The sequence below is a fragment of the Pseudomonas nunensis genome, assembly GCF_024296925.1.
GTDB classification, from domain to species: domain Bacteria; phylum Pseudomonadota; class Gammaproteobacteria; order Pseudomonadales; family Pseudomonadaceae; genus Aquipseudomonas; species Aquipseudomonas nunensis.
Genome location: NZ_CP101125.1, coordinates 3987663 through 4012193 on the forward strand (window position 1 = coordinate 3987663; position 24531 = coordinate 4012193).

Consider the following 24531-nt stretch of genomic DNA (forward strand, 5'->3'; position numbering starts at 1 on the left):
CCCGCTCCCACAGGGGTTTTGGGTCGTTCAGAAAGACCGGGCCCAACCCGAACGAATGTGGGAGCGGGCTTGCTCGCGAAGAGGCCGTGTCAGTCAACATACAAACTGACTGACACACCGCCTTCGCGAGCAAGCCCGCTCCCACAGGGTCCGGTGAAGATCGTTACTCGGTGATCTTCTCGAAGTTGCGGTAGAACATGTCGTTGTCGCGACTGTCGGTCATCGAGTGCAACTGGAAGCTGCGATTGAGCCGCGCGCCGCCGTCACGGGTCAGTGGCGACCAGACCAGATTGGCGCGGCGCATGGTCGACATGCTCATCAATTCATCGAACGGAATGGAGAGGTACAGGCCCTTATCGAAACTACCTTCGCCATATTCGGCACCGGTGGCAGTGGTGATCGTCGCCCAGGCACCAAAGCGCACGCCGTTGGAGAATTCCCGCGAGAGATCGATCGTGGTGCCCCAATCCCCCGCCAGATATCGTCCGACACTGACCGCCGCCAGTGTGTCGTAGGGCAAATCGGTGTAGCCGGTGATATGCCCGGTGACAACCGAGTAGTCCCGCAGGCCGAAGCCTTGGTCGAATTCGCGCTGACGCACGTAGTTCAAATCCGCACCGACGGACCAGCGCTGGCCCGTCGGGCGAAACAGCACTTCGCCGCCAACACCGGCAAACATTGACTCCAGATAACCGCCGTAGACCATGCCATACAGGTCTTTGTCCAGTTGCTCGGCGTGGCTGACCTGAAACAGCGGCATGGTGACTTCAGACGTGGTCAGGTACTGGCGCAAGTCCGTACGAACTCGTGGCAAACCACTGGGTGCGTCGTATTTGAAGCCGTCGAAGTTGTTCAGCAGATTGGCGCTGATCAGGCCGCTCCACCAGGTGTTGCGGTTGAAACGATATTCGGCGTCCGCATCGGCACTGAACTGATAGAAAAAGCCGTCAGGGCCGCCGACGTTCTGCTTGAAGCCCAGCCCGGCGCCGTAGCTGAAGGGGTCGCGGGCTTCGGTGTAGAGGGTCTTTTCGTTGTGCGGCATCGCCGGGTTGATCTCGGTGGTGCGGTGCAACGCTTGCAGCGGCTCCTCGTTGTTGAGCACTTCGCGAAAGGTCTGCCGAGGTACGCTGGTTTCTTCCAGCGGCAGGTCGTAGCGCTTGTTCACCAGGGTGAACCAGTCGATATCGGCGTTGACGCTGTTGTCCAGAATCCGGCTGGCACGCCCGACCGCTTTGGCCGAATGGAAATAGCGGCCCTGCTCGCCGTAGACGATCAACTCGGAACCGCGCTGGCTGATGCGCTCGACCTTGTAGCCGGCATTTTGCTGCAGGCGCCGCGACACTTCAGGCCAGTTGACCTGATCCATCGCAACGGTCGGAGCCTTCGCCGGCAAGGGCTCTGCCGGCGGATCGAAGCTCTTGGCCGGGGCCTTGCGGCTGACGAAGTTGGTATGAAAAGTCAGGCCGAACATTGCGGTGTTGCCCCGCTCCCACGCCGCACTCACGTCCAGCGAATCAGTCACCTTGAACACGGCACCGAGGTTGATCGGTGAGTCCTGCTGGATCACGTTGTCCTTGGGCTCGTGTTTGTAGTCGTTGCCTTCGTACTCGAGCTTCAGGCTGAGCCGATCCCAAGGTGTCTGGTAGGTCACGCCGCCAAACAGCGAAGGCTTGCCGCGAAAATAGGCGCCCGCGTTGACGTCGCCAGTGCCTTCCATGTTCGGCCGGGTCTTGAAACGATCATCGAGCCAGCCTGCCGGGTTATCGAAGTCGCCGCGATTGCCCAGGTAACCCCAGGCAATCCCGGCACTGAAATCAAAATTGTCATAGCGCTTGTTGGCCACCAGAAATTCACTGGAGAACAGGCCGGTACCGCCGATGTCCCGGAAGCCCAGCGCCACGTCGGGCGCCCAGTGGGTTTCCTGCCATAGCCGGACTTTGAGATCGACCGCCTTATCCTTATAGCTCTGGTTGCCGCTCAACGATTCGGGGCCGTAAGGACGGTTGGTGATGGCGGTATAGCGGAACGCGCCTTCTAGCCAATCGAACGGCTGCAGCGCCACGCTATAACGGCTATAGGGCTCGGTGCGGTTGGCGTTCACGCTCAACTCACCAGCAGGGGACATCCGCGCGGTGGGTGTCTGCCACAAGCCAACGCCGCCGAAATCATTCTGGGTCAGGCGCGGTTCGGCATGCACCAGGCCACAAGGCAATAACAACACAGCTGCAAAACGTAAATTCAATGAACCACCTCAGCCAATTGCGTGGCAAGAAATTCGGCCAACTGCTGATTCAGTTCAGGGATAGGCGGATCGAGATCATCGTTCTTGACCGGCACCAGGATCTTGCTACCAGCGGCAGGCACCTGCCCGCTCTCACGATTCCACGGCGCGATGCCGACCTGGCGGGTGACGCCATTCGGCTGGATCAGCCACAGGTAATCGGCCTCGGCATCGTCCAGGGCTGCGCAGGATTGCAGGTAATCCCGCGCCTCCTGCCCGACGACATGCGGTAACCGGCAGGGCTCGACGACGGCGCCGAGCACTTCAACTTCATCGACGCGCAACGGATAGATCAGGCGATCGCCGTCGCCCAGACGGACGTTAGGCGCGAACCCGACTTCGATCGCCACCGGGTCCAACACCGTGACCTGGCGCCCGGTGACCGGCATGGCGCTGACTTGCTCGTACAGATGTGTCGCCAGTTCGGCTCGGCCGGATCTGTCGAAGATCAAGGCTTCACGCTGCAACACCTGCAAGTCGAACAGCACGCCGGTCTTGAGCCGGGCCTGTTCTTCCAGCAACGACTGACGCAGCAACGCCGCCGCCAGCCAGTAGCTCTCGGCATTGGGCACGGCGACGCTGATCACGTCCGACAATCGTCCACCTGGCGGCAGGTCCACCGGCCCGGGGATTTGCACATCACCGGTAACGGTGACCGCCGCCTGACTCACGCTGGAAATCAACAGCAGGCACGCCGACAAAAACCGCAGCCGCTTCAACGGGCAAACCTGCGTTCTGGGGTCAGTTGCACGATCTTGACCCGCAGGCGCGTGGTCAGTTGTTGCTCACTCTTCAAGATGAAACCGTCAACCGGATCGACCCAATAACGATTTGTCGCACGCAGGCCTATGGCCGGGGCGTCAATCTGTTCATCGACACGTAGCACGGCGTATTCCTTGTTGAGGATGTCGAGGGTTTCCATGGATTTTCGCGAGAAGCGGCTGTTCAGGATCACGCCCGTTTCGCTGCCTCGATACAGATCGATCCAGCGCTGGCTGGTGTAGCCATCCGGCAGCGTGTGCAGGCCTTGCTTGAACGGCGAAGTGGCAGACAGCCGCGTGCCGTCGAGATCGCCTTCGACGCCCAGGCCGATGCTGCGCACCGCGAGTCCGTCGCGCAGCAGCAACACCTGTTTGCCGGACGCGACCCAGAACTGCAGATCGCCGCGCTCACGCACCATCGCCAACACCCCGGAGCCGGACGGCGTGGTCAAAGTGAGCTGGGGAAACTCGACCCGGGCCACTTCGGCTTGCGTGACTTCCAACTCATCGGGGCCGACCACCGCTGCCTTGAAGTTGCTCAAGGACGCGGTCATCAGCGGGTTACAGCCACACAACAACACGGCCGCTATCAAGCCGACGCCAACATTCAACGTTTTCACAGACCTGACCTTATTTGCCGTTATCGCGGACTTCACTCAGGTTCTTCGCCGAGGAAGCGCCCACGCCGAGAATGGCCGCCGATGGCACCAATTGGCTGATGAAGCGGTTCCAGCGCGTCACGTTGGCAGGGCCCACGTAGACGATGTCCTGGGGCCGAACATTGAAGTGCGTGGCGAGCGCCATGGCGGTCGGCGACTCGGCTTGCAACTGATAGATTTTCGCCGGTTCCACATCGAGGTTTTCCACCCCGCGAATCACGTACACGGCGTTGCCGTTGGAGGTGGTCTGGCTCAAGCCGCCGACCGAGCCGAGGACATCGGACAGGTTCATGGTGCCGGTCTTGAAGGTCAGCGCGCGCGGCTGATTGACTTCGCCCATGACGTAGATGCGCTTGTTGTCGTTGTACGGCAGGTACAGCTGATCGCCCCCCTTGAGGTAGACGTTCTGCAGCTCGGAATCCTGCTGATTGAGTGCATCGAGATTCAGAGGATAGACCCGCCCGTTACGCGTCAGCAGCAGGCCGGACAAATCCGCATTCTGCGGGTCGATGCCGGCGGTGCCGAGGGCTTCGACAACATTCAGCGGGTTGGTGGAAATCGGTTGCGGACCGGCCTTCGAAACCGCCCCCGACACCACGACTTTCTGGCTGGCGAAGCGCAACACCGCGACGTCCACTTGCGGATCGGCAATGAACGCCGACAGGCGTTCGGAGATATCCGCGCGCAGTTGCTGGATGGTCCGACCGGCAGCTTGGACTTCCTTGATATAGGGGTAATACAGCGTGCCGTCGGAGCGCACCAGGCGACCATTGGCATCGATCTGCTGTTGCGCGCCGGAAGGTGCGGTCAGCTCGGGATGGTCCCAGACCGTGATGTACAGGACATCGTTGTTGCCGATGCGGTATTCGCCAGGCGTCGCCAACAATTCCGCCGGCAGCGACGTGTGTTTCTGCGTGGCCCGGTCCATCGCAATGAGCTTGGGCGTGATCGGAATCAGCTCCACGCGGCTGCTTTCACTGGCGCCCTGGCGCGTGATATCGCTGGTGCTCAGGTATTGCCCCGGGGAAAACATACAACCTTGCAAAGCGATACTGGCCAACAACAAAAAAGGAAAACTACGATTCATAATGGCACTACGCTATTCAAGGGCAAATCCAACAAGGTCACCCGACTTGCATCGGGCGACCTTGTATTACACCTGCAGAGAGACTCAGTTACTGGTGCCGGTTGTCCCGGTAGTCCCTGTGGTCCCGGTGGTTCCGCCATTGGCGTTGCCACCACTGTTGGAAGCGGCCACTGCACCCGCAACCATCGCCGTACTGGCCGCAGGCGCTGTGGAAGCGGCTACGTTACCGGCGACATTAGTTGCTTGTGTCAGCGGTGCTTCCGCCGCGGACGCCCAGTTGCCAAACATCGACAACAGGGCAATTGCCATGACTTTCTTCATATCAACTCCTTTCTAACGTTCTGCTATGTTAGGAAACACAGCATTCAGTTAGAGGTGGAAAGATCAAGCCGCAAAAGTGCGAACAAGATCCGTTGCTCATCCACAATCAAACTTGATTGATAGATGTCGAACGGCAGGGCTTATATCTACGGATTTGCCGGAAGTAACTCCAGCCTAATTTCCCGACGTTACTTAACATTCCTGTCGGTTTATAACATTCGGCACAATCACTACTTATCCGAGGTAACCCTTCGGATGATTCGATTGCCAACGCCAAGTGTCAGTCATCATTTGCTGCAAACTGCGCGTCGCCTTCCAGCCCAGTTCACGGGCAGCCTTGGACGGGTCGGCCAGGCTTTCGGCAACATCACCCGAGCGGCGCGGCAATATCCGATACGGCACCGGCCGCCCCGACGCCTGCTCAAACGCATGCAATACCTGCATCACGCTGTAGCCGTCACCGGTGCCGAGGTTCCAGATGTTGATGCCGGTGGTTTGGGAAATCGACTGCAAGGCCTTGAGATGCCCGTCCGCCAGGTCCACGACGTGGATGTAGTCGCGTACGCCGGTGCCATCCGCCGTGGGGTAATCGTCGCCGAAAATCGACAACTCTTTCAGGCTGCCCACCGCCACTTGGCTGATGTAGGGCACCAGGTTATTCGGGATGCCATTCGGGTCTTCGCCCAAGTGGCCGCTGGCATGGGCGCCGACCGGATTGAAGTAGCGCAACAGCGCAATGCTCCAGCGCGGCTCGGCCACACACAGATCGCGCAAAACGTTCTCGACGATCAGCTTGGATTGGCCGTAGGGATTGGTCGGATTGCCCGTAGGGAAATCCTCGCGGATCGGCATCTGCTCCGGCGCGCCATACACCGTGGCCGATGAGCTGAACACCAGGCGAAACACCCCGGCAGCGGCCATCGCCTGGCACAGCGTGATGCTGCCGCCGACATTGGCTTCGTAATACTCCAGCGGCTTGCGCACGCTTTCGCCGACAGCCTTGAGCCCGGCGAAGTGCAGGACCGCATCAATCGTGTGTTGCTGGAAAATCCGGTCGAGCAAGGCTCGGTCGCAGACATCCCCGTGAATCATCAGCGCACTTCTGCCGCAGATGGCTTCCACGGCATGCAGCGCAGCGTCGGAACTGTTGGAAAGATTGTCCAGCACCACCACCTCAAAACCCGCTTCAAGCAGCGCAAGTGTAGTGTGCGAACCGATATACCCGGTGCCACCCGTTACCAGAATCTTCATAGAGCGGTCCATAGTGGGGTCGTGAAGTACGCAATAACGTGTGCCGATCAATAATTACTTCGACCAGACAGTCATACCGGGTACTTATTTAGCACTCTGAAACGCTCACCACTATCAACAGATACCGACGAAAAATAACTAACGAACCGTCGACCGACAACTCATAACATTACGCTGTTATACACCTGACAATAATTGCCATTAACAACCTATGTCAGGTATTAAAGTAGCCGCTTAATTGTGAAACATACAATGACTGTTTAGCTGCGCCCATGACTTCCAGGATATTTTTATGATTCGTAAATGTTTATTCCCCGCCGCGGGTTATGGCACGCGCTTCTTGCCGGCCACCAAAGCCATGCCCAAGGAAATGCTGCCAATCGTCAACAAACCGCTGATCCAGTACGCGGTAGAAGAAGCACGGGACGCCGGCCTGCAACACATGGCCCTCGTCACTGGTCGGGGCAAGCGCGCATTGGAAGATCATTTCGATATCAGCTATGAGCTGGAGCATCAGATTCGCGGCACCGACAAAGAGAAATTCCTCGCCGGCACCCGCGAACTGATCGAAAACTGCACCTTCTCCTACACCCGCCAAGTCGAAATGAAGGGCCTGGGCCACGCGATTCTCAGCGGTCGCCCGTTGATCGGTGATGAACCCTTCGCCGTGTCGCTGGCGGATGACCTGTGCCTGAACCTGAACGGCCCTAGCGTGCTGGCCCAGATGATCCAGCTCTACAAGAAATACCGCTGCTCGATCGTCGCCATTCAGGAAGTGCCCCGTGACCAGACGCACAAGTACGGTGTGATCGCTGGCGAGTTGATCGCCGATAACGTTTACCGCGTCAGCAGCATGGTGGAAAAGCCCAACCCGGAAGATGCACCGTCCAACCTGGCGATCATCGGCCGCTACATCCTGACGCCTGACATCTTTGATCTGCTCGCCGATACCCAGCCAGGCAAAGGTGGGGAGATCCAGATCACCGACGCGCTGATGAAGCAGGCGCAAAACGGTTGCGTGCTGGCCTACAAGTTCGACGGCCTGCGCTTCGATTGCGGCGGTGCCGAGGGTTATCTCGACGCGACCAACTTCTGCTACGAGCACTTGTACCTCAAGGGTCTCTGAGCAAGCTCTCAACCGTCGCTCACTCTTCAATCAGGCAGGCCATTATGAACATTGCAAAAAACTCGGCAGACATTGAACAGGGCAACGTCGGGGTGATGGCCTGGTTGTCACTGAATCCGTCTTTGCCCTCCCCGGCCGAGACCTGGCTGGGCTCGCTGCTGATGGTGGAACGCATCGGGGTGTTTCCTTCGTCAGGGGAAATCCGCCGTCCCATTCGCGATCCTGACGCCCTCCTCGCCTACCTGAAAAACCTTTACGGCGAGCAGGCGCTGGATATCGACGAACGCGCCGGGCTGAAAGTGATTTTCAGCGACTGGCGATTTCGGGCGCGTGTTGTTGGCAGCGATCCTGCGATCGTGATTACGGTAGAAACCCGCTGTGATCCGCAGCTGATGCCACTCAAGACAGCGGAGTTGTTGAGTCAGTTGGAGCGCTTCGAGAAAGGCATGCTCTGAAGACTGATGCCTGACACCGAACCTGTGGGAGCGGGCTTGCTCGCGAAGAGGCCGTGTCAGTCACCATCAATGTTGGCTGACACGCCGCCTTCGCGAGCAAGCCCGCTCCCACAGGTGTCCTGCGGCGAGACCGCTTTATTCCCGCCAACGATCAGACGATAGAGATAATCCGCAATCACCCGCCCTCCCGCTCCCGGGATCGGGTGAATCCGGTCCGGGCCGATCATCGGCGCAGGTCCGCCCAAGGCATAGCGTTTGACGTCGGCACCGAACGCACATTGCATATTGGCGTAACCCAGATGTTCCTTGTGCGCCCAAGGCTCCAGCACCTGCGCATAAGCCGACATCGGATAGGCACTTGAGCGTGTGGTGTCCTGGCGCAGGATCAGGTTGATGCTCGCGGCCGGATGAATCTCGCGCACCATCCGCACCAGCCCTTGAATGTTTGCCAGATACTGTTCGGGTTTCACGCCGAAGCCCTGGTCATTACCGCCCAGCATGATCAGGTAAATGTCCGCCGGAATCTTCGACACCACGGCTTTCCATTGCGTCTGCCACTGGGCATCGCTGTGATAAAAATCTGCGGAGGCCGCGCCGGAAGCTGCGAGTTTGGAGACCCTGACGCCGCCCTCGCGATTGCTCAGCCACAAGCCGAACAGGGTGGGCGCGCCTTTGACCACTTCGAGTCGAAACGCCCAATCAGCCGTGTCAGCCGCACCAGGCAGCGGCACCTCCTGGACACCCGAACCGCCAAGCTGCAATGAATGCCACGAGTCTGAAGCCGTCCAGCGGTAGCGCACCTCACTGGCTTTCCCATCCCCGAGATACAGCAACTTCGCCTGGGCGATGGACGTGTCAACGCTGGCTGTCGGGCGCGCATCGATCTCCAGATAAGCGCCGGGCTGGCCGGTAATCGTGCGGCTGTCAGGACTGGCCTGGCCAAGACCGGACACGTCCCAGTCACCGCCGAAAAACTTTTCACTGCCACGGGTGTATTTGTAGTGAGTGCCGCCAAGCGCCGCGCCATGGTTGAAACCGACATAACCCGGCCCGGCGAAACCCGCCTCGTGGGTGAGCCGCTGGACGAGCTTGTTCAGGTAAAAATCCTGCCCGGCGCTGTAGCTGTCGCCAATCACCGAGATGGCCAACACCTTCCCCGCCTTGCCTTCGCGCCATTGCGCAAAGCGTTCGCGAGCGTCACCCACTTCGATCACCGAAGCCGGTGCGGGACGCACTTCATCAACTGCAAACATGCGTCACTTCCTTATCCGTCACCACGGCGACAGCCAATTGTTGGTTAAACACCCTTCTCGTAGCAGCTGCCGAGCACCGCGAGGCTGCGTTCGGCGGCGAAGCCGTCGTGAGATCGAGCGACGCGGTGTTTCAGGAAAACCGCGCGCTCAGGTTTTACGACGGCTTCGCCGCCGAACGCAGCCTCGCGGTGCTCGGCAGCTGCTACGGGGAGCATTACGGGTTAGCCATTGCGATGATCGGTGGTTTTTTGCGGGTGGCGCGCTCACCCAGGAATAGCACGGAGGTGAAGTTGAACCGACTGAAAAGGCTCGACAACAGCACCGGCCCCAGCAAGCCACAGGTCACGCCGCCGAGCACCAGCACACTGTCAGCCGTCACGCCCAGACGCGCCAGCACGAGGCGCGAAGCTGCGGCAAACAGCACATGAAACAGGAAAATCCCGTAGGAATAACCACCGAGCCAGATCAACCATCGCGCCTGCAGGTTACTCGACAGCAGCGCCACGCAAGACACACACCCTACCAGCAAACCCACCAGGCTACGGCGATCCACGATCAGCCCGCGATCCACCGTCGCCACATACAGCAGCACCAGCGAGATCAACACGAACACCAACGGCCCGATCACCCGGAACGTTTGCCTGATCTCGCTAACCTTTTCATGGCCAATCATCCCCAGCACAAAAAACGGCAACAAATAGACCGCGCCATTGATGCCGAACGCGTCCACCGCAAACGGCGGCAGCAGAAAAACCGCCGCCGCGAACGCCAGCAACAGGTACTGACGCGTCACCGTCTGCAACAGTCCGCGCCACTCCAGCAGCCCTACAAACATGAAGATGATGAACACCGCCTGCAAAAACCAGAAGTGGTTGACCGGCACATAGAACGACAACAGCGCATCAATCACGCCCACCTCTTTGTTCACTCCGGGACCGACCGCTTGCAGCACCGAGAACGGCACACCCACGCAAAACAACGGCACGATCAGCCGCCGAACCTTGCCGGCCACGTAGGCCTGGAAGTCATTGCCACGAATTTTGTAGAGGGAGTAGATGTAGCCCGAGATGAAGGTGAACAGCGGCATGCGCACGTAGACCATCGAGTCGGCGATCACCCGGAACGGCGATCCGACGTCTATTTTCAGGCCGCCTCCCAGCGGCCCGATCACGTGATACAGCACCAGCAACAGGCAGGCCAGGCCGCGCAGGGTTTCGATCTCCAGCGACTTTTTCTTGCTCGACATAACGCACAACCTCAGCTCAGGATTCTTGCTTCAACCGGCACAGGTTTCTTCGCGCGCAGCTGCAAACCCAGGCCCATGAACAGCACCGGCACCACCATGGAAAAATGCCGCGCGAAGGAACCGAAGTCCGGTTCGAACAGCCCCTGCACCAGCAAAAAGGACAGGGGAATGGCGATCAGCTCTCTGACCTTGGTGTCGATGCGCACGCCCTTGTAGTCGCTGGACGTGATCATTTTGAACATCAGCAAAGACGTCATCATCATCAACACCACGAAGATGATCTGGCCCAGGCCGGACAGCAAAATCAGCTCCACGGGAAACGACAGGCGAAAGAAAATGATCATCGAGTCCAGCGCTTGCGACACGAAGTCGCCGCCGCTGAGCCAGGACACGATCAACGACTTCGAGCCCTCCTCGCCCGCCGTGCGCAGCTCATTGTTGCTGGCGCGAATCGACGACACCGAATAACCGACTACCAGTTGAATCGCGGTGGCGATGGCCAGGTAGAACAGGAACAGCATCAGGAAAAACGTGAGCCGCGACACGTACTTCTTCATCACACACACGCCGAACCACGCCAGGGAAAACAGAATCCAGTAGGGCCGGATCAACACGCCGTAAATCACTGCCGAGCAGAAAAATCCGCCGCGATACCGCCGGGAAAACGAGAACAGCAGAATCGAAATCATCGCCACCGAAACGATGATTTCCTTGGTCAGGTTTTCGAGGAAAAACGAGCGCACCACGCCCCACAAACACAGGGTAAAAAAGATCGTCAGCGGCATGCGCCGGAACATCAGCACCGGCACTGCCGTCAGGAACAAATTGCACGCCATCCCGTAGGCCCAGGCATTGGTCAGGTTGATGCCGGTGGGTCGCAGCAGGTACGCCGAGCATTCGTAGGAGGAGCGATCCGGCGAGAACGGATTCCAGAAGTTGCAGTTGTCGGCGCGGGCGTAGGACGACCACAACGTCATGGCATCGGGGCCCGGATCGCGGTGCATCAGCAGCGGCATGGCTACCGACAAAAACAAGCCACTGAACAGAATCAGGAACGAGATAGACGAGTCGAGTTTTCTGCCGCGAAACTCGATGGAAGGCAGTTTCAGCGCCATTACGCGGCCACCTTCACGCGAGCAAACCGCGTCAGCAAAGCAATGACGCCGAGCTGCACGCTGATCGAAAACACATTGCCCCAGGCCGCACCATAAATCGAATAGTGCTTGATCAGCAGGTAACTGACCGGCAGCGAAACCAACAGGCAAATCGCCGCGCTGGCGAGTGATACCCGACTGTTTTTAGACGCGATCAAACCGCCCCAGACGATGTCGCCAACCGCGCGCAGGGCGAAGGAAAAAATCAGCACCGCGAGCAGGTCGTTATCCGGACGCGGCACCGTCGTCGCCACGTAATCCAGCACGACGTTGAAGAACACAACAATCATCAGCGCCACGGCGCCGGACAGCAGCAGCGCGCGCGTCACCCACTGATTGACGAACAACTGGCGGACGCTCAGCGGTTGCTGATCGTTCTGATAACGCTTGGCGAGCACCGGGATGCCCACCACCGCCACCACCGCGTAGGACAGCGCTTGCAAGGTGTTGGCCGCCGACCAGGCGTAGACGTACTTGCCGAGGCTGGCGTAGGGCTCAAGGTCGATAATCAGAAAGCGCTCGGCGTACTGACTCAACGCGATCAGCCCGGTGCCCAGGTAAAACGGTAACCCGGCTTTCCACACCGAAGCGGTGGTCAGCGCAGCAGTCACTCGTCCACGGTGAACGTTCACCACAATCAAGTAGCCGGCTACCATCACCGACACATTGGCCGCCACCCACAACCACAGCACACTGGCGATGTCGGTCACCCAGCCGAGCATCATCCCGCCCAGGGCCAACAGCGCCCAGAGGCCGGTTTTGATGAAGAACAGCAGCGCGCCCAAGGTGGCTTTCTGCGCAGAAAACACGAAGGAATTGATTTCGAACGACAGGTGCTCAGTGAGCAGCAACAGCGCTACACATACGATCAGCGCGGCGCTCGCTTCGATCCCCTGGAACAGCGAATACACCGTGACCGTCGCCAGCGACAACACGATGCCCACGGCCAGGTACAACAGCAGGACCTTATCCACCACCCAGCGCGAACTGCGACCGACGCTGATCAGCCGATTGATTTCGGAACTGAAACCGACGCTGTAGAACTTCGACGCAATCAACGAGGCAGCCACCACCACGCCGTAAAAACCCAGCGCGTCGTAGCCCAGGTAATTGGTGATGGCCAACACCAGCAGAAACTTCGCGCCTAACGCTCCGCCCCGGAGCAGTAGCCGAAATATCATCGAACGATGCCCTTGATGATCCCATCCATGACCAGGGTCTTGGCTTCGATTTCCCGGCAGGTGTCGGTCAGCTTCTGGCCAAATCGCGACAAGGCATTCGGTGCGTAAACCGTGTCGATAATGCGGTCGACATTGATGTCGCCGCCATTGATCACCCAGTCCTCCACGCCCATGTCCTGATAGGCGCCAAAGCCCTTGCGCTCATAGCTGATATGGAACGCCGGAACGCCCGCCAGCAGCGATTCGATGGCGCCGTGCAAGCGCACAGAAATCACCAAATCCGGCTGGTGTTTGGCCAGCGTTGCCTTCAACGGCAGCAGGTCTTCGGTGATGCCCAACTCGCGATAGAACGCGCCGTCATCGTTGCCGCGCACCGCGCTCTGCACCGCGCACACCACTTTGCTTTTGTTCTTCAATCGCTGCAGCAACAGCTTCAGGTTGGCCACGTAACCGGCCTTCTTTTCCTTGCTCCACGCCGGCGGTTTACGCAGCACTACGCAGACCACCGCCGGGGTTTGTGCGCAACGGGTGAACTTGGGTTGCTGCAGAATCTTGCTTGCCAGCGCCTGCACGGCCAGGTCCGGCGCGCGGTAGACATTTTCATAGGTGCCGAACAGCTCCGAGGAGCGGTTGTCGCGCACGAACACCGCGTCGGCCTGGGCGTAATGCTCGACGATTTTGCCGCCGTCACCGTGGAACGGACCGATGCTTTGCGGCAGGTACACCGACGGCACTTTGCTCAGGATCGCGGTTTCCAGTTGCTTGGCGTGCCCGAGTTTCAACTTGATATGTTCGAAAGCGCTTTTGGAACGCATGTAACCGCCGCCGACCCCGACGATCAGGTCGCTCGACTTCAATACATCCGCAAGCCCTGCGTAGGACTGATTCAGGAACAGCGCCTGCTTGACCCGTCCCAAACCCTTGGCCGCCATCACCGGCGCGTCATGGCGCTGGTACGGCAAATAATGGAAGGATTTCGGGTCCGAGGCCACGACGCTGATCGAGGTGTCGGCACCAAAGTTTCGCAGCACCAGGGCGATGGCCAGGTCCACGAGCAGGCCATCACCGGAGTTGGAGGCGCTGTAGCCATGCAAAATCGTTACGTTCATAAGCTGATATCTACTTAATAAGAGGAAGCGGAATAGGCGTCGTAGGTCTGCTTGATCATCAACGTGGCACTGAAGCGCTCACGGACCTTTTCGCGCCCCTGAACGCCGAGCGCCAGCAAGCCGGGCTTCTGGATGTTCACCAGCAGCCTGGTGAGTGCCTGATGATCGCCGGAGGGAAACACGTAGCCCGTCACGCCGTGGGTGACCAGTTCGGGCAAGGACGTGCAGTCACTGGCAATCACCGGCAGCCCCATGGCCATGCCTTCGAGCGGCACCATGGCAAAGCCTTCCCAGCGACTCGGCACGATCAGCGCGTCAGCCGCCTGATACAGCGCATTCACCTCGGCCGGTGTCACCCACGGCACGTACTCGACTCCGTCCATTTCCGGGCAATCGACGCTGTCCTCGTTGACCGCACTCCCGACCACAGTGAGTTTCAGATCGGTGCGCTTTACGCCGGCAAACGCCTTGAGCAACACATCGAAGCCCTTCTGATAGTCGAGCCGCCCGACAAACAGCAGATGGATCGGCGCCTGACCGGAGGTCTTCGGCTCATCGTCTTTGTAGGGAATGCCGTTGTAGATCAGTTTCATGCGCCGCCGCTCGATACCGAATCGCGCTGCTTTATCCAGTTCGTACTGGCTGACGCAAATGATCACGTCCGTGACCTTCTGCAACAGCCGCTCGATCAGCGAATAGACCTTCTGCTTGGCCGGCGAACTCTCCATCAAAAATGAAAAGGCATGCGGGCAGTAGACAATTTTCGGTGACCGCCACGGCCGTAAAAGTACGCACACGCAACGGCCAATCACCCCGGAAAAGGTGCTGTGCAAATGCACCACATCGGGTTTTTCCTTGAAGATCAAACGGCCCAGTTGCCAGGCGAATCGCAGCAGCGAGCGCACATCACGCTTGGTCCGGTCGAAGGTGCGGATCTGTTTTTCTTCAATGCCGTGCAGCTCTTTTCGCTGATCGAACGGGATCAGATACACCAGCTCATAGTTCGCAGCCTGGCCCTCGGGGGGCGCCGATATCGTGCGAATAACGGTCGCCACGCCACCCTTAATCGTTTCGGCCACATGCAGTATTTTTTTCACAATCCACCCATTTCCATTCAGGTAACGCCAATGCCGAATCAAGCCTTGTCGGACGCATACTCGTAGTTGTAATTGCCGTAGCCGCCGTTGCCGTAATAGCTCGACGCACGCTTCTCGACGCCGTTGAACACAGCGCCTTTCAACTGGATGCCGTTCTGGGAAAATCGACGAATCGTCAGTTCGATTTCTTTGGCGGGGTTCACGCCGAAGCGGGTGACGATCAGGCTGATCGCGGCTTCACGCCCGACGATCGCGGCGTCGGTCACCGCCAGCAGCGGTGGCGTATCGATGATCACCACGTCATACAGCTCGCTGAGTTGTGCCAGCAGCTCGCGGAAGTTCGCGTGCATCAACAGCTCTGAAGGGTTAGGCGGGACCTGTCCGCGGCTGATGAAGTGCAGGTTCTCGACCTCGGTTTCGTGGATGCCCTGCTCCAGGCTGCAACGCTTGACCAGCAGGTCCGACAAGCCATTGCTGATCGGCGTGTTGAGCGTCTTGTGCAGATGCCCCTTGCGCATGTCGGCATCGATCAGCACAACTTTTTGACCGCTTTGCGCCATGACGGCGGCGAGGTTGGACGAGACGAAAGTTTTGCCGACCTGCGGGCTCGGACCGGAAATCATGATGCGGTTATTGGTCGAGTCCAGCCCGGCGAAGTGCAGGCAAGTGCGCAAGCTGCGGATCGACTCGATCGACAGGTCGGTCGGATTGCGCAGGGCCAACAGGAATGCCTGGCGCCGCGACTCGTCACTCAGGCGCAGCTTTTTACTGTCCTCTTCCTGTTGCAACGCGCTGTAGGGAATCGATGCATACACCGGCAGCCCGAGTTGCTCAATGGCTTCCGGCCCTTCCAGGCCGCGACTCAGGGATTTGCGCACCAGCACCAGCGCCACACCGACAAATGCCCCGAGGAAGGTCGCGATCAGCACGATCAGTGCCTTACGCGGTTTCACCGGAGTGGTCTTGTCGACATCCGCCGCATCGATCAGCCGCGCATTGCCCACTGCGCCGGCCCGAACGATGTCGAGCTCCTGGGATTTGTTCAGCAGTTGCGTGTAGATCTGCGACGCGACTTCCACGTCGCGGGTCAGGTTTAGCAACTCCTGCTGGGTGGCGGGCAGGTCCTGGACTTTGCTCTCCAGACTCTTCTGCTGACGAGTCAATTCGCCGATCTGCGCCATCAGGGCGCGATAGACCGGATGCTGTTTGGTGAACTTGCGATCAAGCTCCGCCTGTTGCAGCTTCAACTCGGAAATGCGCGTGTCGAGGGTGACGATCTGTTCCAGCACCGATTGGGTTTCGAGGGAAATGTTGACCGTCTTGCCACGGGTTTGGTAACCGTTGAGCGCATCGCTGGCCTTGATCAGGTCGTTCTTGACCTGCGGCAGTTGAGCTTGCAGAAAGTCCAGGCTTTGCGCCGCTTCGGCCGAGGTGCGCTCGACGTTTTGCTGTACATACAACGAGGCGACTTTATTGAGGATCTTCACCGCTTGGGCGTAGTCAGGGCTGGCCAGGGCCAGGCGAATTATGCCCGACTCCTTGCCTTGCTCGGACACGTCCAGGTCATCCTGATAATCGAGGATGGTGACGATTCTTGGGCTGCGCACCACTTGGAAACGCGTGCCGGGATTGGCTGCCAGATCGGCGATCCGCCCCTCGATGCCGTTTTGCGCGAAGGCTTCGCCGACGACACCGTTCACCAACAGATTGTCGTTGTCATCGAACAGCTGGAATCGTTGCTGCTCGCCGGCCACCAGCGTCAGCTTCTTGCCCAACAGTTCTTCCGGCAAGTTGAGCTGTGCGATGTCCAGGCGCTCACCGCCCCAGGCGTAACTGTTCAGGCCGAAACGCGGTGGCGCAACAGCGTCGCCCTTGTAGCGTCGGGCCAGAAAACCGCCAATGACCGGGAAGGTGTTGGGCGTGACGTCGATATCCAGGTGCAGGTCGTCGACGGTTTTGCCGATCACCGCGCGGGACTTGATGATGCCGATCTCGGTCACCGACGGCGATTGCCCATTGAGCATGCTGTTGAGGTCGGAGAAACCGAGCATGTCGTTCTTTTTCGGTTCGACCTGGACCACGGCGTTCGCCAGGTACACCGGCGTCGCCAAAATCGCATAGGCCACGCCGGTCAGCATAAATGCTCCGGTGAGCGCGCCGATTAACCATTTCTGGTCAATTAAACTGCCGAATATACCGAGAAGATCAATATCATCTCGTTCGTTGTCCCGGGTGCCGACTACTGACGGTAACTGCATAAGTGAGTTCTTACCATTTACTGATCTGAAAATTATTCATCAATGCCCAAGGCGCTGCGCCCATGAGCAAACAGCATCTTCAATCAATGCATGGGCATGAATAAAAGCTGCTCTTCCTTGACGATACGGGTCCTGTATTTCTCGCTCACTCTGCCACTTGCCGAGAAGAAACACTTTGCCCCTGGCGTGCGATGCAATCTTCAGCACTTGGTTTACATGCTGTTTTTCCATGACCAGAATCAGGTCTGATTCATTGACGATGTCCGGGGTGATTTGCCGCGCCTTGAAGCCTTCGGCGCAATGCCCGTGGGCTTCCAGCACCTGGCGCGCCGCGGGTTCCATGGCTTCGCCAACGCGCGCGCTCAGGCCCGCCGAGGTGACGGCGATGGTTGAAGACGCCAGCGCATTACGCAGCAGCAGTTCTGCGGTGGGGCTTCGGCAAATATTGCCCACGCAGACGACAAGGATCTTTCTGAACAAGGCAACGCTTCCCGTGTAATGTCGAATCAACCAATGCGTAGTGGGGATTCAAATGAACCCACGGGTTCATCCCGCACTCAGAAACGGATCAACCTTGTAAATACAAGCGTATTAAGTACCACGGCAGCCAAACGCCGCCCAACCACAATAGCCGGACCAAAAATAACGAACGTTTTCTAACAATGCTTATCCGACAAAACATAACAGTCGTGCACTTAGCAGCCTTTTCGCCATCGAACTAATAGCGTCGAAAAACCAATAAACAATGTTATTTCCAGCCCGACGTGAGGAAACCCGCCATGAGCTCAGCACCTTTCAAATGTCTTGCCGCTTCGACGCTGCTGATACTCAGTAGTCAGGTTCACGCCAGCACACTGTTTCCCGTCCTGAACGCCGACAAGACTTTCGGCGTCCAGGTGAAGATCCAGACATTCACCCCCGCCGACGCCGCGCAGATCAAAACAGCGGGCTTCGGCTTTGTGCGTTTTGGCGTGTGGACGGACAGCCTCGGCGGCGCGGCGTATCAAAAACAGATCAGCGACGCGTTCGCCGTCGCCAAAGCCGCCGGATTACCGGTGCTGATGACCATTCGCTCAACCGAAGCCCTGACGGACGCGCCCGGTAATGCCGGCGAACTGGCGGCGGCCGGAACGCAGTTCGCCCAGTCGGTAGTCGCCCTGGAACAGTCCTACCGCACGCAATTGGTGGCGATTGAAATCTGGAATGAGCCGGACCTGGAAAAGTATTGGCCGACCGGCAGCTTCGAGACGACGTTCGTGCCGTTCATGAGCGCGATGTGCCAATCCCTCGGATCGAAAGCCCACACCACACCGCTGATCGGCTTCGGTTTCTCGAAAGCGCCGAGTGCGGGCTCCGCGTCGACAGTGGCGCTGAACCGGATTGTCAGTGAATACCCCAAATGCCTGAGCGCGATTTCCTATCATCCCTATGGCCTGACCGGCACGCAGATCAGTACCGCCCAGGCGTTTATTCAGCAGAATTTCCATTTGCCCGGGGTTATCAGCGAGTGGGGCGTGTCGGCGCTCAGCTCCAACGGCGGGGTCGATGGGCAAGCCAGCAAGGTCAGCACCTTCATTTCCGATGTCGAAAAACTGAAAATCCCGCTGACGTCGGTTTATGAATGGAAAAACAGTGAATCGGGCGGGAATGACCGAGAGAGAAACTTCGGCCTGCAGACGTCAGATGGTCAGCCAAAGCCGGCACAGTTGGCGGTCCAGACCCTGCTTAATGCGCAGTAGGCCACGTTAACGGTCAGTTGCTTTGAACCTGTGCCCCGATTTGGCATCGTATTTACCGATACCACGCCCCGCCATTCAAACGCCTGTTTTCAGGTTGTTGCCATTGGGGCCATCGATACGCACACCCGCCCTTGAGTGGCTGTCAGCGCTCGGGTAATGTCATCAGACCCATAGGACAGAGCACGCCCATGACTTCCAAGCTGGAACAACTCAAACAAATCACCACCGTCGTTGCCGATACCGGCGACTTCGAAGCTATCGCTCGCGTTAAACCCGTGGACGCTACCACCAACCCTTCCCTGCTGCTCAAAGCGGCGGCCATTTCCGGTTACGCCGAGCTGCTGAACGCTTGCGTTCATGACTGCAAGGGCGACGTCGGCCTGGCCAGCGACCGTTTTGGCGTCGCGGTAGGGCAAGAAATCCTGAAAGTGGTCCCAGGCCGTATTTCCACCGAAGTGGATGCACGTCTTTCGTTCGACACTGACGCCGTATTGAAGCGCGCGCACCGTCTGATCGAGCTGTACGACAAGGCCGGCATCGGCCGTGACCGCGTACTGATCAAGATCGCCTCCACCTGGGAAGGCATCCGTGCCGCCGAGATCCTGGAAAAGGAAGGCATCCAGACCAACCTGACCCTGCTGTTCTCCTTCGCTCAGGCCGCCGCTTGCGCTGACGCGGGCGTGTTCCTGATTTCGCCGTTCGTGGGCCGCATCTACGACTGGTACAAGAAGGCCAACGGCAACGACTACACCGGCGCGGATGATCCGGGCGTGCAGTCGGTAACCCGCATCTACAACTACTACAAGGCCAATGACTACAAAACCGTGGTCATGGGCGCAAGCTTCCGCAATCTGAATCAGATCGAGCAACTGGCAGGTTGCGATCGCCTGACCATCAGCCCGGATCTGCTGGAGAAACTGGCGGCGGACAACGGCAAGCTGGAGCGCAAACTGGCGCCAGGGCATGCCGGCGAAGCACGTCTGAGCCTGAATGAAGCGCAGTTCCGTTGGTTGTCCAACGAAGATGCGATGGCGACCGAGAAACTGGCCGAAGGTATTCGTCAGTTCGCCCGTGACCAGGAAAAGCTTGAGGCGTTGCTGCAAGCCAAGCTGTGATCTAGTTTCGACGCAATGCAAAAAGGGCGAACCCTCACGGGCTCGCCCTTTTTTGTATTTGGCTGGTTATGTCGCGATGAGGACCTGTGGTGAGGGAGCTTGCTCCCGCTCGGCTGCGTAGCAGTCGTAATCCGGTTGACTGGGGTCTGACTGACACCACCAGGTGAATGGTTTTAGGGCCGCTTCGCAGCCCAGCGGGAGCAAGCTCCCTCGCCACAGGCCAGCGGATGGCTTGGGATCAATGCCGCTCCAGCGCATTTACCAGATCATGAAACGCTTCACGATTGGAGTCGTTCAGGCCCATGAGGATCTTGTGTGCTTCGAGCACTTTGATCCGCACCACTTCTTCGGACTGATCCTGGTCTGGCAGGTCGGTCAGGCACTCAGGGCATGGGATCGGGCGGTCAACGATGTTGAACACTTGCTCGAAGCCCATGGACTGCAGCAGACGGGTGATGTCTTCGTGGGTGGTGACGACGGTCGGCAGCAAGCCGACCTTCTGCCGCGACAGGATCGACAGTTTGGCCAGCAGGCCCAACGTGGTGCTGTCGATGCTACGGGTTTCGGTCAGGTCGATCACGATCGCGTTGAAGTTCAACGCCGTGAAGATCCGCTCAATAGTCGCATCCAACGCCGAACACAGGGTCAGGCGAACTTCACCGACGAACTTCAGGACGAAGGTGCCGTCCTGCTCGGCGAACTGGATTCTACCGGTACTCATTAAAGATTCCTGCTCAACACCAACAGGGCGATATCATCCGGCATCTCCCCTAGCGTGGCCAATCCAAAAACCTGCCGCAGCCCATCCAGGGTGCCGCCCGCAGCCTTGACCCGTTGGGGCAACGCCGCTTCTTTCTCTTTGAGTGTGGGTTCTGGCAAAAGGTCCAGAATGCCATCAGACATCAGCGTCAGGCTGAACGTCGGAGGCAATTCCATCACGTGGTCTTCGTAGGTGGCTTCATTGAAGAGGCCCACCGGCAGACCACGCCCTTCCAGATAACGAACACTGTCTGGCGTGTACAACACAGGCAACGGCAGATGACCGCCGATGCTATAGGTCAACAAACCTGTCTCCTCGTCGATGACACCACCGACCATTGTGACGTGTTTACCCAGCTTACAACTGATCAGGCCTCGGTTGATATGACCAAGTACCTCTGAAGGCTTGAATTCTGGCAACGTGCCATTGCGCTTGGATTCGAACAGCAGGCGCGTGGTCATGAATTTCAACAGCACGGTGACGAAGGCTGAAGAGGCGCCATGACCGGAAACATCCGCCAGGTAGAAAGCTACCCGACGCTCGTCGACCCGAAAGTAGTCAACGAAATCACCCGACAGGTACAGCGACGGGATGATCTGGTGGGCAAACTGGAACTCGTCGATGGTCCAAGGACTGACCGGCAGCATGTTCATCTGCACCTGGCGACCGGCGTTCTGGTCTTCCTGGAGCAGGTTCAGGCTGGCTTCGAGTTCGCGGTTGGCCTTTTCAAGCTTGTCGCGGTAGCGCTGGTTTTCCAGCAGCAGGCGCGCACGATCCAGGGCCCGGCGCACGGAGTGCTCGAGCACGGCCAGATCTTCGAGAGGCTTGATCAGGTAGTCCGCCGCGCCCAGGCGCAGGGCCTCGACCGCATCGTTCATCACGCCGGCACCCGACACCACGATAACCGGGGTTTGCGGCGACAGCTCGGTGACCTGGCGAATGAGTTCGAGCCCGCCCATCTGCGGCATGCGCAGATCGCAGATGACCAAGTCGGACTTGTCTTGCTCGAATACCTGAAGACCCTGCTGGCCATTGCTGGCTTGCAGGACACTGAAACCACTGTCTTCCAAATAGGCGGCGAGGCTCGCGCGCACTACTTCGTCATCATCGATTATCAGCAGCGTGGCACTGGTTTTTGGCATGTGGGCAAACGGCGCCAGAATTAGGTTGGCGTAGCAGGCAGGGGTTTAATCCCGGCTCACACTACTGGATTCGCTTTCTAGCCTCTCTGTTGCACTGTTTTCGAGCGTTTGCCCGACACACAGGTCCACCAGAGGTGCCCTTCTAAGGCGCAGACGGTACTCCCATCCGCGGGGCGTTTCAAGCTCACGCCGATGGTCGCTTGACGTCTTTACTTCTCAAATCACCGGGAGTTATAAGAACAGGTAAAACCGGAACCTAATGGAAGGATCGAACCCATGAGTCAAACCGATCGGGACTACAGCGAAAAGCGCGATTTCATTCGCATGCGGGTCGATGCCGATGTCTCGCTGATTCATGAGGGCGATGAGGTGCCAGCCGTCTGCATCGACCTTTCCAGCAGTGGCATGCAGGTGGAGGCGCCGCGCCTGTTCAAGGTCGGAGACCGTCTGAGCGTGCGGATCGACTCCGATCACGCGGCCCTCAAGGGGCTTGAGGCCGACACCGAAGTGGTGTGGGTGAAGGAACAGGACGGCAGCAGCCAGAAACTCGGGCTTACAATCTTGAAGATGAAATAATCAGGATCCGAAAATAAAGAAGGCGGCCAATGGCCGCCTTCTTCGTTTTACCGGGCTGAATCAGAAATCGTCTTCGACGTGGCCGTCTTTGACTTTGAATTCGCGGTTCTGCAGGTAAGCGTTGCGGATGAAGATGTACTTGTCGCCATTGATCAGCTTCTCGGCCGACAGCAGGCTGGCGCGGGTATCGACGATGTTCAAGCCGAATACCGAGTTACGCACTGGCACGTCGTTGATGTAACGGTACGGGCCGGTGTAGCTGTCGACGAGCTTGGACGGCGCATCACGCAAAGTGCTTGGGCCGAGCAATGGCAGCATCACGTACGGACCACTGCCGACGCCCCAGTAGCCGAGGGTCTGGCCGAAATCTTCATCGCTGCGTTGCAGGCCCATCTTGGTGCCCACATCGAAGAAGCCCAACACGCCGAAGGTGGTGTTGAAGATCAGTCGTGCGGTGTCGACGCCAGCGGCGGCCGGTTTGGCCTGCAGGATATTGTTCGCAAGGTTGGTCACATCACCGACGTTGCGGAACATGTTGTGGATGCCGTCTTCCACGAACTGCGGCGTCACGAACTCATAGCCCTGGGCAATGGGCTTCAGCGCGTAGGTATCGACGAAATCGTTGAACTGGTAAATCGGGCGGTTGACGCTTTCCCAAGGATCATCTTCCGAAGCCGCCTGGGCGGCAAACGGAACCAGCAACACGCTGGCACACACACATAGCTGAGCGAGTTGATTGCTCCAGCGCATAGAAAACTCCTTGGATTGTACAAGCGCGGGCGCGCGGCCCAAGCGTAAAGGTGGCTAGTATAAGACGGAAACTCAGGTTTAGGCAGCACTGTGCGAACCTGCCTTCGCAAGTTGCAAATCGACTGTGAGCGATTCACATCAATGTCACTCAACTGTCACCGTCCTCCCATAGCCTTGTCGCTATTTCAGGGACGTTGATATGCCGCATGCCGAAGCCTTGCCCGATGCCGCACCCAGCCTGACCGCCGTGCTGTTCGGCCTCAGTGGTTGCCTGGTGGATTTCGGTGCCCGCACGCGCCAGCCCGGCGCGCCTTCTGCCGAACATGCCGAAGTCACCCCCGGTGCCCTGGATAGCTTGCGCAGTTTGCAGCGCCTGCAGATTCCTTGCGCATGGCTCGATGAGCTTCCCGCTGCCCTCAGCCACACGCTTGCCGCGAGCCTGCCGGCGTGGATCAAGCCATCGCAACATCCCGCAACAATCAATCCATGGCCGGCCCCGAATGCCTGTTGGCAAGCCTTGATGGCGTTGAATGTCGAGCGTCTCGACGGTTGTGTGCTGGTCAGCGGCGAGCCGCGATTGCTGCAAGCCGGGCTCAATGCTGGACTGTGGACCATAGGCCTGGCGTCCTGCGGCTCACTGTGCGGATTGGCACCGAATGAATGGCAAGCATTGAGTCAAAACGAGCGTGAACACCTGCGTGGCAAGGCAACGGTGCAGCTGTTTGGCCTGGGCGTGCATTCGGTGATCGATCACCTTGGCGAGCTCGACACTTGCCTGGCAGACATCAGCCTGCGCCGGCTCAAGGGCGAAAAGCCCTGACAGAGATCATGCAGGCTGCCCGTGAGTGGATTAATCTAAAGGTCAGCCATAGACCTTTGGCGTGCTGCTGCGGTCTATGCCAGTGCCTATCGATAAAAGGAAGAACGCCATGCCTGCCCGCGAACTGCAAGACCAGCTCAATACCCTGCGCGAGCAATTGGAACAGAATCCGCCGCTCTCCGAAGCCGAGCGCGAAGACCTGCACGCGCTGATGCAACAGATCGAACTCGAGCTTGAGCTGGAAACCAAAACCAAGGACTCCAACCTCGCCGACGGCGTGAACCTGGCCGTCGAACGCTTTGAACTCGAACACCCCGCCATTGCCGGCACCTTGCGCAACATCGTGCAAACGCTGGGCAACATCGGGATCTGAACCCGCCAGATGCAAAA

General features: G+C 58.6%; 25 protein-coding genes. 7 read left to right on the plus strand and 18 right to left on the minus strand.

All coding sequences use genetic code 11. The features are described from left to right. Positions 1 to 163: 163 nt before the first annotated feature. From NK667_RS17305 to galE, 6 genes are all read right to left on the minus strand, one after another. On the minus strand, positions 164 to 2242 hold the full coding sequence (locus NK667_RS17305) for a YjbH domain-containing protein (protein WP_054615589.1): 2079 nt from the start codon (positions 2240 to 2242) through the stop codon (positions 164 to 166). Beyond that, complete coding sequence (locus tag NK667_RS17310; protein ID WP_054615590.1) at positions 2239 to 3000, minus strand: capsule biosynthesis GfcC family protein; 762 nt, start codon at positions 2998 to 3000, stop codon at positions 2239 to 2241. Before NK667_RS17310 ends, NK667_RS17305 begins: the two co-directional genes overlap by 4 nt. Next, entirely contained in the window at positions 2997 to 3662 is a 666-nt protein-coding gene (locus NK667_RS17315) for a YjbF family lipoprotein (protein ID WP_054054209.1), read from the minus strand. The genes NK667_RS17310 and NK667_RS17315 overlap by 4 nt, the downstream gene beginning before the upstream one ends. Positions 3663 to 3672: 10 nt before the next feature. Further along, complete coding sequence (locus NK667_RS17320) at positions 3673 to 4788, minus strand: polysaccharide biosynthesis/export family protein (protein WP_413786147.1); 1116 nt, start codon at positions 4786 to 4788, stop codon at positions 3673 to 3675. Between the two features lie 84 nt (positions 4789 to 4872). Further along, the gene (locus NK667_RS17325; RefSeq protein ID WP_054054211.1) at positions 4873 to 5109 is read right to left on the minus strand and encodes a hypothetical protein; all 237 of its coding nucleotides are present in this window, start codon (positions 5107 to 5109) and stop codon (positions 4873 to 4875) included. 234 nt (positions 5110 to 5343) lie between these two features. Continuing rightward, on the minus strand, positions 5344 to 6360 hold the full coding sequence (galE, locus tag NK667_RS17330; protein ID WP_054054212.1) for a UDP-glucose 4-epimerase GalE: 1017 nt from the start codon (positions 6358 to 6360) through the stop codon (positions 5344 to 5346). A gap of 292 nt (positions 6361 to 6652) precedes the next feature. On the opposite strand from galE, the gene galU reads away from it, so the two are divergent. Then, positions 6653 to 7486 carry a UTP--glucose-1-phosphate uridylyltransferase GalU gene (gene galU, locus NK667_RS17335; protein ID WP_054615591.1) on the plus strand — a complete coding sequence of 278 codons (834 nt, stop codon included), beginning with the start codon at positions 6653 to 6655 and terminating at the stop codon, positions 7484 to 7486. A gap of 44 nt (positions 7487 to 7530) precedes the next feature. Further along, positions 7531 to 7941: a phosphohexomutase domain-containing protein gene (locus NK667_RS17340; protein ID WP_054615592.1), complete on the plus strand. Its 411-nt coding sequence runs from the start codon at positions 7531 to 7533 to the stop codon at positions 7939 to 7941. A 56-nt stretch (positions 7942 to 7997) separates the two neighbouring features. On the opposite strand, the gene NK667_RS17345 is transcribed toward NK667_RS17340, so the two are convergent. Genes NK667_RS17345 through NK667_RS17385 form a run of 9 tightly spaced genes read right to left on the minus strand, consistent with a single transcriptional unit; the run spans position 7998 to position 17719 of the window. After that, positions 7998 to 9194, minus strand: a complete 1197-nt coding sequence (locus NK667_RS17345; RefSeq protein WP_054615593.1) for an SGNH/GDSL hydrolase family protein — start codon at positions 9192 to 9194, stop codon at positions 7998 to 8000. A 44-nt stretch (positions 9195 to 9238) separates the two neighbouring features. Continuing rightward, a complete protein-coding gene (locus NK667_RS17350; RefSeq protein ID WP_161807669.1) occupies positions 9239 to 9409 on the minus strand; it encodes a hypothetical protein in 171 nt (56 codons plus the stop codon). Then, positions 9409 to 10440, minus strand: a complete 1032-nt coding sequence (locus NK667_RS17355; protein WP_054615594.1) for an acyltransferase family protein — start codon at positions 10438 to 10440, stop codon at positions 9409 to 9411. The genes NK667_RS17350 and NK667_RS17355 overlap by 1 nt, the downstream gene beginning before the upstream one ends. Positions 10441 to 10451: 11 nt before the next feature. Further along, positions 10452 to 11555, minus strand: coding sequence for a hypothetical protein (locus NK667_RS17360; protein ID WP_054615595.1), 1104 nt, complete (start codon positions 11553 to 11555; stop codon positions 10452 to 10454). After that, positions 11555 to 12775 (minus strand): MATE family efflux transporter, encoded by a 1221-nt coding sequence (locus NK667_RS17365; RefSeq protein ID WP_054615596.1) that lies wholly within the window; start codon positions 12773 to 12775, stop codon positions 11555 to 11557. Before NK667_RS17365 ends, NK667_RS17360 begins: the two co-directional genes overlap by 1 nt. After that, on the minus strand, positions 12772 to 13884 hold the full coding sequence (locus tag NK667_RS17370) for a polysaccharide pyruvyl transferase family protein (RefSeq protein WP_054615597.1): 1113 nt from the start codon (positions 13882 to 13884) through the stop codon (positions 12772 to 12774). The genes NK667_RS17365 and NK667_RS17370 overlap by 4 nt, the downstream gene beginning before the upstream one ends. Before the next feature lie 14 nt (positions 13885 to 13898). Further along, positions 13899 to 14981 carry a glycosyltransferase gene (locus NK667_RS17375; protein ID WP_054615598.1) on the minus strand — a complete coding sequence of 361 codons (1083 nt, stop codon included), beginning with the start codon at positions 14979 to 14981 and terminating at the stop codon, positions 13899 to 13901. A 38-nt stretch (positions 14982 to 15019) separates the two neighbouring features. Then, positions 15020 to 17239 (minus strand): polysaccharide biosynthesis tyrosine autokinase, encoded by a 2220-nt coding sequence (locus NK667_RS17380; protein WP_054615599.1) that lies wholly within the window; start codon positions 17237 to 17239, stop codon positions 15020 to 15022. A 39-nt stretch (positions 17240 to 17278) separates the two neighbouring features. Further along, positions 17279 to 17719: a low molecular weight protein-tyrosine-phosphatase gene (locus tag NK667_RS17385; protein WP_054054233.1), complete on the minus strand. Its 441-nt coding sequence runs from the start codon at positions 17717 to 17719 to the stop codon at positions 17279 to 17281. 299 nt (positions 17720 to 18018) lie between these two features. Between NK667_RS17385 and NK667_RS17390 the strand changes: the two genes are divergently transcribed. Further along, positions 18019 to 18978: a hypothetical protein gene (locus tag NK667_RS17390; RefSeq protein WP_054615600.1), complete on the plus strand. Its 960-nt coding sequence runs from the start codon at positions 18019 to 18021 to the stop codon at positions 18976 to 18978. A gap of 188 nt (positions 18979 to 19166) precedes the next feature. Next, positions 19167 to 20093 carry a transaldolase gene (tal, locus tag NK667_RS17395; protein ID WP_054054237.1) on the plus strand — a complete coding sequence of 309 codons (927 nt, stop codon included), beginning with the start codon at positions 19167 to 19169 and terminating at the stop codon, positions 20091 to 20093. A 238-nt stretch (positions 20094 to 20331) separates the two neighbouring features. Here the strand turns inward: tal and rssC are convergent, their stop codons facing one another. Continuing rightward, a complete protein-coding gene (gene rssC, locus NK667_RS17400; protein ID WP_007935262.1) occupies positions 20332 to 20814 on the minus strand; it encodes an anti-sigma factor antagonist RssC in 483 nt (160 codons plus the stop codon). Then, positions 20814 to 21995 (minus strand): two-component system response regulator RssB, encoded by a 1182-nt coding sequence (gene rssB / locus NK667_RS17405; RefSeq protein WP_054615601.1) that lies wholly within the window; start codon positions 21993 to 21995, stop codon positions 20814 to 20816. The genes rssC and rssB overlap by 1 nt, the downstream gene beginning before the upstream one ends. 276 nt (positions 21996 to 22271) lie before the next feature. Between rssB and NK667_RS17410 the strand changes: the two genes are divergently transcribed. After that, complete coding sequence (locus tag NK667_RS17410) at positions 22272 to 22571, plus strand: PilZ domain-containing protein (protein WP_054054242.1); 300 nt, start codon at positions 22272 to 22274, stop codon at positions 22569 to 22571. A 60-nt stretch (positions 22572 to 22631) separates the two neighbouring features. Here NK667_RS17410 and NK667_RS17415 read toward each other — a convergent pair whose 3' ends face one another. After that, positions 22632 to 23321 carry an MlaA family lipoprotein gene (locus tag NK667_RS17415; protein WP_054615602.1) on the minus strand — a complete coding sequence of 230 codons (690 nt, stop codon included), beginning with the start codon at positions 23319 to 23321 and terminating at the stop codon, positions 22632 to 22634. Positions 23322 to 23520: 199 nt separating this feature from the next. On the opposite strand from NK667_RS17415, the gene NK667_RS17420 reads away from it, so the two are divergent. Continuing rightward, positions 23521 to 24141 carry an HAD superfamily inactivated hydrolase PcrP gene (locus NK667_RS17420; RefSeq protein WP_054054246.1) on the plus strand — a complete coding sequence of 207 codons (621 nt, stop codon included), beginning with the start codon at positions 23521 to 23523 and terminating at the stop codon, positions 24139 to 24141. 109 nt (positions 24142 to 24250) lie between these two features. Continuing rightward, entirely contained in the window at positions 24251 to 24514 is a 264-nt protein-coding gene (locus NK667_RS17425) for a DUF4404 family protein (RefSeq protein WP_054054248.1), read from the plus strand. Positions 24515 to 24531 lie beyond the last annotated feature (17 nt).

What these genes read in the sequence shown, in the direction of transcription:
- NK667_RS17345 (WP_054615593.1), bottom strand. Translation starts at nt 9,194, where the DNA reads ATGTTTGCAGTTGATGAAGTGCGTCCCGCACCGGCTTCGGTGATCGAA.
- NK667_RS17365 (WP_054615596.1), bottom strand. Translation starts at nt 12,775, where the DNA reads ATGATATTTCGGCTACTGCTCCGGGGCGGAGCGTTAGGCGCGAAGTTT.
- NK667_RS17320 (WP_413786147.1), bottom strand. Translation starts at nt 4,788, where the DNA reads ATGAATCGTAGTTTTCCTTTTTTGTTGTTGGCCAGTATCGCTTTGCAA.
- NK667_RS17415 (WP_054615602.1), bottom strand. Translation starts at nt 23,321, where the DNA reads ATGCGCTGGAGCAATCAACTCGCTCAGCTATGTGTGTGTGCCAGCGTG.
- NK667_RS17350 (WP_161807669.1), bottom strand. Translation starts at nt 9,409, where the DNA reads ATGCTCCCCGTAGCAGCTGCCGAGCACCGCGAGGCTGCGTTCGGCGGC.
- galU (WP_054615591.1), top strand. Translation starts at nt 6,653, where the DNA reads ATGATTCGTAAATGTTTATTCCCCGCCGCGGGTTATGGCACGCGCTTC.
- NK667_RS17410 (WP_054054242.1), top strand. Translation starts at nt 22,272, where the DNA reads ATGAGTCAAACCGATCGGGACTACAGCGAAAAGCGCGATTTCATTCGC.
- NK667_RS17425 (WP_054054248.1), top strand. Translation starts at nt 24,251, where the DNA reads ATGCCTGCCCGCGAACTGCAAGACCAGCTCAATACCCTGCGCGAGCAA.
- NK667_RS17360 (WP_054615595.1), bottom strand. Translation starts at nt 11,555, where the DNA reads ATGGCGCTGAAACTGCCTTCCATCGAGTTTCGCGGCAGAAAACTCGAC.
- NK667_RS17390 (WP_054615600.1), top strand. Translation starts at nt 18,019, where the DNA reads ATGAGCTCAGCACCTTTCAAATGTCTTGCCGCTTCGACGCTGCTGATA.
- NK667_RS17370 (WP_054615597.1), bottom strand. Translation starts at nt 13,884, where the DNA reads ATGAACGTAACGATTTTGCATGGCTACAGCGCCTCCAACTCCGGTGAT.
- rssB (WP_054615601.1), bottom strand. Translation starts at nt 21,995, where the DNA reads ATGCCAAAAACCAGTGCCACGCTGCTGATAATCGATGATGACGAAGTA.
- galE (WP_054054212.1), bottom strand. Translation starts at nt 6,360, where the DNA reads ATGAAGATTCTGGTAACGGGTGGCACCGGGTATATCGGTTCGCACACT.
- NK667_RS17380 (WP_054615599.1), bottom strand. Translation starts at nt 17,239, where the DNA reads ATGCAGTTACCGTCAGTAGTCGGCACCCGGGACAACGAACGAGATGAT.
- NK667_RS17355 (WP_054615594.1), bottom strand. Translation starts at nt 10,440, where the DNA reads ATGTCGAGCAAGAAAAAGTCGCTGGAGATCGAAACCCTGCGCGGCCTG.
- tal (WP_054054237.1), top strand. Translation starts at nt 19,167, where the DNA reads ATGACTTCCAAGCTGGAACAACTCAAACAAATCACCACCGTCGTTGCC.
- NK667_RS17420 (WP_054054246.1), top strand. Translation starts at nt 23,521, where the DNA reads ATGCCGCATGCCGAAGCCTTGCCCGATGCCGCACCCAGCCTGACCGCC.
- NK667_RS17340 (WP_054615592.1), top strand. Translation starts at nt 7,531, where the DNA reads ATGAACATTGCAAAAAACTCGGCAGACATTGAACAGGGCAACGTCGGG.
- rssC (WP_007935262.1), bottom strand. Translation starts at nt 20,814, where the DNA reads ATGAGTACCGGTAGAATCCAGTTCGCCGAGCAGGACGGCACCTTCGTC.
- NK667_RS17325 (WP_054054211.1), bottom strand. Translation starts at nt 5,109, where the DNA reads ATGAAGAAAGTCATGGCAATTGCCCTGTTGTCGATGTTTGGCAACTGG.